Origin of the sequence: Longimicrobium sp., assembly GCF_036280135.1 — a bacterium.
Lineage (GTDB): Bacteria > Gemmatimonadota > Gemmatimonadetes > Longimicrobiales > Longimicrobiaceae > Longimicrobium.
The window spans coordinates 1-8,555 of record NZ_DASURI010000634.1 but is presented as its reverse complement, the minus strand read 5'-3'; the positions used below and the strand labels follow the sequence as shown (position 1 = coordinate 8,555).

The window sequence follows — 8,555 nt, the reverse complement described above, 5'->3', positions numbered from 1 at the left end:
GGGGAAGGGAGAACTTCGGCGCGGGCATTCGGATGGTTTGCGCCGGCAGCGACGCGCCCCTCTCCCGGCCTCTCCCCGCTCGTTCCTCGCGGAGAGAGAAGAACCCGGATTACGCACGGGCTGAGCTTCGCGCGCTGAACTCGCCCTGAGAACAACCCCTCCCCCGAAGTTGGGGGAGGGGTCGCCGGCCGTTGCGAGGAGCGAGCAAAAAGGCCGGCGGGGGAGAGGGCCCCCGTCGCGCAGCGACGGGGGGCTCTCCCGTCCTGCTATCTGCCCACGCTGCTGTCCTCGCCTCTGCCCGTCACTCCTGCAGACGCCGTCCCATCCCCTACTCCTGCACTTCCGCGTCGCGCATGCGGCGGTGAAAGGACAGCCGCTCCTGCGCCTGGCGCGCCTCGTCCAGGCGGTTCAGGCGGGTGAGCAGGGCGATCAGCCGGTCGTAATCCACCGCCAGCACGCGGTGGTTGGGCGTGGCCACGTTCTCGTCCAGGCGGATGGCGGCCTGCAGCGCATCCGCCGCCTCCCACTCGCGGCCGGAGGACAGCAGCGCCTGTGACAGCGCCATGGGGTAGCGCGAGTCGCCCGGATCCGCCTCGGCGGCGAGGCGATAGCGTTCCGCCGCCTCGGCCCAGCGGCTCTGGCGGCCCAGGCCCACGCCTTCGTCGAAGAAGCGCTCCGCCCGCTCGTGCTGGGTGCGCGCCTGGTCCTCCGCCGACGGGGCGGGGATGAAGATGACCGGCGGCGGCGCGGGCGGCGGCGCCACCGGCTGGCGCGGGTAGCACGCCGCCGTGGCGAGCGGAAGGAGCGCGAGAAAGAAGCGTCGTGACTGCATGGCCGGTCCTGCGAAACCACGGGAAGGGTGAACGCGCGAACTCTACGGCGGGGGTCCTACCCCGTCAATCCGCGGAAGTGGCGCGTCAGGCGGAGGCGCCGCGCCGCACGAGATGGTCCGCTGCGTCCGCGTGCCCCCGCTCGCGCGCCAGGTCCACGGCGCGGCGGCCGTCGTCCGTGGGCAGGTCTGGGTCCGCGCCGTGGTCCAGCAGCAGGTCGATGACGTCGATGGCCCCGTGCTGCGCCGCCGCGTGCAACGCCGTGTATCCGCCGTGCTGGCGCGCGTTCACGTCCGCGCCGGCCTCCACCAGCAGCCGCGCGCCCGTGATGCCGGACGGCCCGGCCATCGTGGCGTGCAGGGGCGTGTTGCGCATGGCGTTGATGGAGACGGCGCGGACGTCGGCGCCGCGCTCCAGCAGCAGGCGCATGGCGTCCACGTGGCCAAAGAAGCCGGCCAGGTGCAGCGGCGTCCACCCGTCCGCGGCAAAGCGGGTGACGGCGCCCGGCTCCGCGTCCAGCAGCGCGCGCAGGCGGTCCACGTCGCCGAACGCGGCGGCCTCGAAGGCGTCCGGCCGGCGGCCGTGGGCCACGAGCAGCTCCGCGAGGTCGCGGCGGCCCGTGTACAGCGCCATCAGCAGCGGGCTGTCGCCGTCCGCGCGGGCATCGGCCGCGGCGGGATCGCGCGCCAGGACGGCCCGCAGCGCATCCGCGTCGCCCGCCTTGACCGCGTCCATCACCTCCGCCGTCCCATGCGTCGTCTGCGTCGTCATCATCCGCCTCGGGATCGTGGGTAGTGAGGAGTGGACGGGATACGCTCCCCGCCTGAGCGGCTGAAGCCGCCGCTTGGATTGCGGCAAGCCCCGTCTCGCGCTGACGCGCGATGCGGACGGAGCATCAACCGACCGGCCGCGGAGGTCGCGGGGACGGGCGGGCGCCGTGGAAGTGTACACCCTCTCCCGCGCAGTTTGCGGGAGAGGGTGCGAGCCTAGGCGAGCGGGTGAGGGCCCTCCGCCCACATCTCCACGCACGTCCGGATCGTTCGCACGTGGATGTCGACGGTGTCCTCCGTGTCGCGGGCGTAGCCGCCGGCCATCGCCACGGCCACGGGCACGCCGGCGGCGCGGCAGGCGCCCAGCACCATCCGGTCGCGCTCCGCCAGCCCTTCCTTGCTCATCCCCAGCCGCCCGAATCGGTCCTCGCGCCACGGGTCCGCGCCGGCCAGGTAGATGGCCAGCTCCGGGCGAAACTCCTCCAGGATCTGCGGCACGTGCAGCTCCAGCGCGGCCAGGAACACGTCGTCGCCGGCGCCGTCGGGCAGCTCCACGTCCAGCGAGCTGCGCTCCTTGCGGAACGGGAAGTTCTTGGCGCCGTGGATGGAGAAGGTAAAGACGGACGGGTCCGCGCGGAACGCCTCGGCCGTGCCGTTGCCCTGGTGCACGTCGCAGTCGAGCACCACGGCTCGGCGGATGCGCCCCTCCGCCTGCAGCGCGCGGATGGCGACGGCCGCGTCGTTGAAGACGCAGAATCCCTCGCCGTGCGACGGCCCGGCGTGGTGCGTGCCGCCCGCCAGGTTCACGGCGATGCCCCAGCCGCGCGCCGCGCGTTCGTCCAGCGCCGTCCGCCCGGCCATGATGGTGGCCCCGGACGACCGGCGCGAGCGCTCGATCATCTCCGGGCTCCACGGAAAGCCGATGCGGCGCTGCTCCAGCGGCGTGAGCGTGCCATCGCGCGCCGCGGCCACGTACGCCGGGTCGTGTACGCGCTCCAGCTCCTCCCACGTGGCGGCCGGCGGCTCCAGGAGCTCGTCCGGGCGCAGGATGCCCTCCGCCAGGCAGCGCTCGCGCAGCCGGGCGTACTTGATCATCGGGAAACGATGTCCCACCGGCAGCGGCAGGACGAAGTGGTCGCTGTAGAACGCCCGCACGGATGGCCGTGATTCAGGGAATGCCGGTGACCTTGTGCGTCTGCACGGACAGGCGCCAGGGTGGTCCCAGCTCCATGATGGCCGCGATCGTTTCGGCGTAATTGGGGCCGCCGGCCGCCGGGACGTCCACGGACTGCAGGAAGTACTGCCCGAACTGCGTCCCCTCCGCGATGCGGCGGACGGCCTCCACGTCCGGCGTGATGCCCGGCGCGGACGCGCCCGTAAAGAGCAGCTTGAGCTCGTCGCCTTCCTTCTGCGCGAACTCGGCCTGCTTGGGCGAGATCGTCAGCCAGTCCACGAGCGAGCGGTCCACGGGGCGCGAGCCGTTGCTTTCCATGGTGATGCGGTAGCCGCGCGCCCGCAGCGCGTCCGAGAGCGGCCGGTCGAACTGCAGGCTGGGCTCGCCGCCCGTGGCTACCAGCAGCAGCCCCGGCTTTTCCCCGCCGAAGCCTTCCTCCGCAGTGCGGCGGACGAGGTCCAGCGTGCCCTCCAGGTCCAGCGTGTAGTGCGCCTTGACCCAATCGGTGTCGCACCAGGGGCACACGTCGTAGCCCAGGTTGCAGCCGGCAAAGCGCAGGAACACCGCCGGTGTCCCCGCCTGCGCGCCTTCGCCCTGGAGCGTCGCGAACACTTCCCTGATCCCGTACTTCTTGCCCGCCATCCGCCTGGTTCCGTAGATGATGATCGAGCCGCATCCGTCGACCCGGGAGGAAGTTATAAGTACCAGGTGACAAGTACCAAGTGCCAAGGAGTGGATCCGAGCAGGAGATCCGGCCTTGGCACTTGGCACTTGGCACTTGGCACTTGGCACTTGGCACTTGGCACTTGGCACTTGGCACTTGGCACTTGGCACTTGGCACTTGGCACTCCCGTGTATTGTATACACCGTGAATCGCGTCTGGGACATGCGTGTCCCATGCCGTACCCCCAGCTCCCCATGACATCCCGCCCCAACATGCCGCAAGGGGGAGCTAAGTCGTTGCAAATAAACAGAATTCAATTCGGTGAAATCCTGGCCCCGCCCTTGCCCTCTGTGGTGCCCGCAAGCGCCCGACAGGGTGCGCACAGGAGATCGGGGAGTCAGCGAAGGTGGCCCGGCAGTCTCACAGAATCCGCAACACGCGTCCCGCCCCCCCCCCAACCGCAGTACCGTCCTTCCCACGCCGTCCGACGCTGTCCACCCCCCGCCTGGGCCCGGAGCTCCCCGCTCCGGGCCCTTTCTCTTTTTCTGCGGCGGGGGGCGCGCAACCTGCGCGGCGCCTTGCGGGTACCAATTCGCGAGCCGCCGCCGGGGCGGCGACGCACCAACCACGTGAGGGGACGAGGATGAAGCATACGATGATTGCCGCGGCGCTGGCCGCGGGCCTGGCGTTGGGCGCGGGCGCGGCCCAGGCGCAGCAGGCGCCGCCGCCCCCGCGCGAGCAGACCATCCGCGTGACGGGCATGGGCGAGGCCCGCGCCCGGCCGGACCAGGCCATCGCCGATTTTGCCGTGGAGACGGCGTCGGCCACGGCGCAGGCGGCCGCGTCGGAGAACGCGGGCGTGATGGATCGCGTGATCGCGGCGCTCGTGCGGGCCGGCGTGCCGCGCGACCGCATCGAGACCAGCGGCTACAACGTGTTTCCCGAGTACGATCCGCAGCCGCGGCCGGACCAGACCACGCCCACCGTGCGTGGCTACCGCGTCATCAACACCGTCACCGTCACGCTGGACGACGTGGCCCGCGTGGGCGCCGTGATCGACGCGGCGCTGGGCGCGGGCGCCAACCGCGTGAACGGCGTGCGATTCGGGCTGCGTGACCCGCAGGCGTTCCGGCAGCGGGCCATCGACGACGCCGTGCGCCGCGCCCGCGCCGACGCCGAGGCGCTGGCCGCCTCGCTCAACGTGGGGCTGGGGATGGTGCGCGAGGCCTACACGGCCGACGTGGGCACCGTGCAGCCGGTGATGTACGCGCGCATGGAGATGGCGGCCGACATGGCGCAGAGCGCGCCCACGCCCATCAACCCCGGCGAGCAGACCGTCCGCGCAACGGTGGTGGTTGTCTACTCCATCTTCGGCCGCTGACGCCGGCGGATCCGGAGACAGAAGCGCGGCCCGGGAGCGATCCTGGGCCGCGTTTTCGTTGTGACGTACAGCGGCTCCGCCGCTCCTATACCGATCCGCATGAACACTGCACATCGGCGTTGGTTTCCTGAGGGAGCGCCCGCGCGGGACTCGCCCGCTCACAAGGGTGCGGGCGCGACCGAAGGATCTCCTTCGCGGGGCAGGGACTTCGCTACGGGACTGGGTCCTTGCCAAGGAAGGAAGATCCTTCGGGGCCGCACGCATCCGCGCACGGTCGAGTTCGCGAGGGCCCCTCAGGAAAACAACTGCGTTTCCGCATCCGGTGTGACGCGTCGCCTATCGGCCTCACGGCTGGAGGTTGCCGCAGCGGCTCGTGTTGTTGGCGCGGATGGCGTCGATGGCGAAGCGCAGGGTGGTGAGCGATCCAAAGACGCCCACGCCGTCACCCACGATGCTGGAGATGCGCACCTGCCCGGACGGGTTGAAGTTGCCGCCCCGCACTCCGTTGATGTAGTTGCGGTCCGCCGCGGCGATCGCCACCCGCGCCGACGTGCCCTCGGGCAGCCCCGCCTGCAGCACGCGCAGCAGGTCCTGGTTGTAGTCGAACCGGTCGAACACGCCGAATTCCCCCGGCAGCACCAGCGTGGTGTCGGCCGCGGACACCGACACGCCCACCAGCTCCAGGGGATCCGGCGGCCCGTACTCCGGCGGAAAAGCGTTGCGAAGCCCGAAGATGTTGAGCGGGGCCAGGTATCCCCACGCGCCGGGCGCCGGCGTCCAGCTCAGGTTCAGCGGTGTCTGCGGCGGTAGCGTGCACGTGGGCTCGCGCACGTCGGCGCGGTTGGTCGTACGGATGCCGCGCACGCTGAAGGTGCCGGGCACGACCGTGCGGCCGAGCGCCTCCTCGCCGCGCGCGGTGCGGACGGTCAGGTCGTACGCCTGCCCCGGCGTCACCCACCGCCCCAGCGCGCGCGGCGACACGTAGCACGACGCCTCCACCGCCACCTCCGACGCGTCGTAGCCGGGGTCGATGGCGTAGCACGCCTCCGTGGATTCCACGAACGTCACGCGCAGGCCGTTGGGCCCCGTGACCTCCACGCTGGCGCCGGGCTCCTTGCGCGACGCCTGGTCCTGCACGGTGCGGTGCAGCAGCACCGTCTGCTGCGTAAAGTCCGTCCGCAGCACGGCTTCCACCACCAGCCGGTCCTCGCTGGGCGGCACCGTCACGTCGGCGAGCGTGCACCCGCCCAGCACCAGCGCCGCCGCGGCGGCCGGCAGTATCTTAAGAATCATCACCCGTCTATACCTTACCAGTGGCTTTCTCGGAGTTGTTCGGCCCATTCTCCGACTGCATTGTCGATTCTGTTGAGGGTACTTATCCCAACCGAATCGGGAGCTAGTCCAACGCTGACGAACCCTGGCTCTCTGTCGTCCGGATTACGACGAAGACGCCATACCTCATACCGCGTGAGTCCGACGCGCACAGATTTCGGAATTTTTTCAGCACGCTCCAACCACGCGGGAAGCTCACCTGCCTCGTTTCGAAAACCCTCCCAATCCCATGTAAATGCAATATCTGTAGGCGGCTGGAGGCGCTCGACGATTGGACGTACTAGATATGTACGTACAACGTTGTCCAAATCGTGGAGCGCGTCGTCACTCGCTTCGCGCGGAGGCTTGACCAATACCTCCAAAGCAATCGGAACGCGTAGCCGCTCCCCAAATAACCACTGCCATGTCGTCCAGAATGTCGCGACGCGCTCCGTCACCATGTCTCTGAACTTGTCTCCACTTCCAGACCGCGTAGGCAATTCGTCAAGCCAGATCCGTGTAGGCGACTGCACGAGCGAATTGCGTAGCCAATCGTGTAACTCGGTCCGGGCTTGGTGCGGGAACCCTGGTCGAAAGGAATAGCCCCCATTCAGGAGCGCGAGCAGCCCCAGCGACAGTCGTGAATGACTGAGAATCTGGTCCTGTGCCTTCCGCGCAGCCAAGTCCAAGTACAGGGATCTCAATTCTGGGTGTAGGAACCCGCGCTCCTGGTCCGAGAGAGCGTCTTGATAATCCGCTACTGCCGCTGACGGATGGTCGAAGGGTTCGCGCGTGTCTCGCAGATAATCCTCGGCGTCGGCTCCGGTTGCGAGATCCTCAAGAAAGAGCGCGTGCCGGACAGCACGGAGGCTGATCCGAGGCATCCGGGCTTCTACTTGATCACCTTCGTCCACATCAGCTTGCGCGCTCTCTCGCTGTGGTGGTGGACCTAAGTGTCGACATGTGACGGATAGCGCGTCAATTTGCCGATCATCGTAATAAAGCACGCCTTGCCCCCGAACACCTGAGCCCGAAAGGGGACGCGCTAGAAGATCCAACAGATTCTTCCCGAGTTTCGGGAGATGCGTCGGATCGCGGGCGGTCGTCTGAAACGATACACTTAATGCTAGAGCGCCGCGGAATGGTCGTCGTCGACCCGCGATCAACGAGTTCGCTACTGATCGCTGCAGCGCGAGCTTGTCTCCCATTGGCATCGAATGCTTAGCGCGTGGCTCGATACCCCGCACGACCGCAACCACGCGTTGCCGCTGTCGCCAAGCATGGCGGCTGATCATTCCCACGGGAGAGAACAAAAAATCGCGCAAAGTCAGCTCTTCTCGGTTCTATCTGTCAAAAGCTCGCCTCGATGCCCACGGAGGGCAGCAGGGGGAACATGCTGGTGCCGGACCGCGTGGGCGGCGTGCGCTCGTAGTTGTAGAAGTAGAACAGCACGTTGCGCTGGTTGTACACGTTCAGCACCTGCAGGTACGGCGTGAACGTGCCCCAGCGGCGCTGGTACGGCCGGCGCAGCGTGAGATCCAGCCGGTGGTACGCCGGGTAGCGCTCGCGGTTGCGGTCGCCCAGCACCACGTACAGCGGCACCTCGGGGTCGTCGCCCTCGGGGCGGGGAATGCGGTATCCGCCCGCGGCGATGTCCGTCTCGAACCCCACCACCTGCGCCACCGGCCGCGTGAACGGCGTTCCGCTGCCGAAGTTCCACCGCGCGCCCGCCTCCAGCGCCATGGGCAGGCGGTACTGCAGCACCACGTCCACGTCCACGTGCCGGTCAAAGATGGGCGAGAACGTCACCGTCTGCGGCACGCCCTCGATCCCCGCGGCCATTACGTCGGGGAACGTCCGCCCCGCCCGCAGCAGGCTGATGGTCGTCCATCCCGTGAGGCGGCCCGTGTTGCGGCGCACCAGCAGGTCCAGCCCGTAGCTGTCGCCGTCGCCCACCAGCAGGTCGTCGCCGGGGTCGTTGGGGTTGTCGGCCGTGTTGAAGTCCGTGACGCCCTCGTACGTGCGGTAGTACGCCTCGGCGGATGCGTACCACGCGTCGCCCCAGTACTTCTCCACGCCCATCTGCACCTGGTCGCTCACCACGGGCGGCACGCTCTCGTCCGCCAGCACCCAGGTGTCGTTGCTCACGGGCAGGTTCTCGTCGCGCAGCGAGTGCAGGAACTGCACGTAGCGCCCGGCCGCCACCTTGACGGCGGCGTCGCGCTGCTCGCCCAAAAAGCGCTTGACGGCCACGCGCGGTGACAGCAGCACGCAGGTGCGGTTGGGCCGCGCGGGGACGGTGACGGGGTCCACGGGCGCGGGCCCCTCGTCGCCCGACGCGCAGTGGCCGGCGTTGCTGGCGGCCACGTCCACGCGCAGGCCGGGCTCCACGATCCACGCGCCCGGCTGCCAGCGCACCTGTCCG

Annotated in this window: 8 protein-coding genes; 2 read left to right on the top strand and 6 right to left on the bottom strand. The window is 69.2% G+C overall.

The window, feature by feature from the left end:
• Positions 1-328 precede the first annotated feature (328 nt).
• The 4 genes from VFZ20_RS20530 to VFZ20_RS20515 form a co-directional block, all read right to left on the bottom strand.
• The gene (locus VFZ20_RS20530) at positions 329-832 is read right to left on the bottom strand and encodes a hypothetical protein (RefSeq protein ID WP_329685810.1); all 504 of its coding nucleotides are present in this window, start codon (positions 830-832) and stop codon (positions 329-331) included.
• Positions 833-917: 85 nt separating this feature from the next.
• Complete coding sequence (locus VFZ20_RS20525; protein ID WP_329685809.1) at positions 918-1,604, bottom strand: ankyrin repeat domain-containing protein; 687 nt, start codon at positions 1,602-1,604, stop codon at positions 918-920.
• 212 nt (positions 1,605-1,816) lie between these two features.
• Positions 1,817-2,755, bottom strand: coding sequence for a histone deacetylase (locus tag VFZ20_RS20520; RefSeq protein ID WP_349264112.1), 939 nt, complete (start codon positions 2,753-2,755; stop codon positions 1,817-1,819).
• 13 nt (positions 2,756-2,768) lie between these two features.
• Positions 2,769-3,416 (bottom strand): hypothetical protein, encoded by a 648-nt coding sequence (locus VFZ20_RS20515; protein WP_329685807.1) that lies wholly within the window; start codon positions 3,414-3,416, stop codon positions 2,769-2,771.
• 665 nt (positions 3,417-4,081) lie between these two features.
• Here VFZ20_RS20515 and VFZ20_RS20510 point away from each other — a divergent pair.
• Positions 4,082-4,819, top strand: coding sequence for an SIMPL domain-containing protein (locus VFZ20_RS20510; protein WP_329685806.1), 738 nt, complete (start codon positions 4,082-4,084; stop codon positions 4,817-4,819).
• Positions 4,820-5,164: 345 nt separating this feature from the next.
• On the opposite strand, the gene VFZ20_RS20505 is transcribed toward VFZ20_RS20510, so the two are convergent.
• Complete coding sequence (locus VFZ20_RS20505) at positions 5,165-6,112, bottom strand: DUF4249 family protein (RefSeq protein WP_329685805.1); 948 nt, start codon at positions 6,110-6,112, stop codon at positions 5,165-5,167.
• Positions 6,113-6,903: 791 nt separating this feature from the next.
• Here VFZ20_RS20505 and VFZ20_RS20500 point away from each other — a divergent pair.
• A complete protein-coding gene (locus VFZ20_RS20500) occupies positions 6,904-7,083 on the top strand; it encodes a hypothetical protein (RefSeq protein WP_329685804.1) in 180 nt (59 codons plus the stop codon).
• 397 nt (positions 7,084-7,480) lie between these two features.
• Here the strand turns inward: VFZ20_RS20500 and VFZ20_RS20495 are convergent.
• A partial coding sequence (locus VFZ20_RS20495) for a hypothetical protein (RefSeq protein ID WP_329685803.1) occupies positions 7,481-8,555 on the bottom strand: 1,075 nt, incomplete at its 5' end.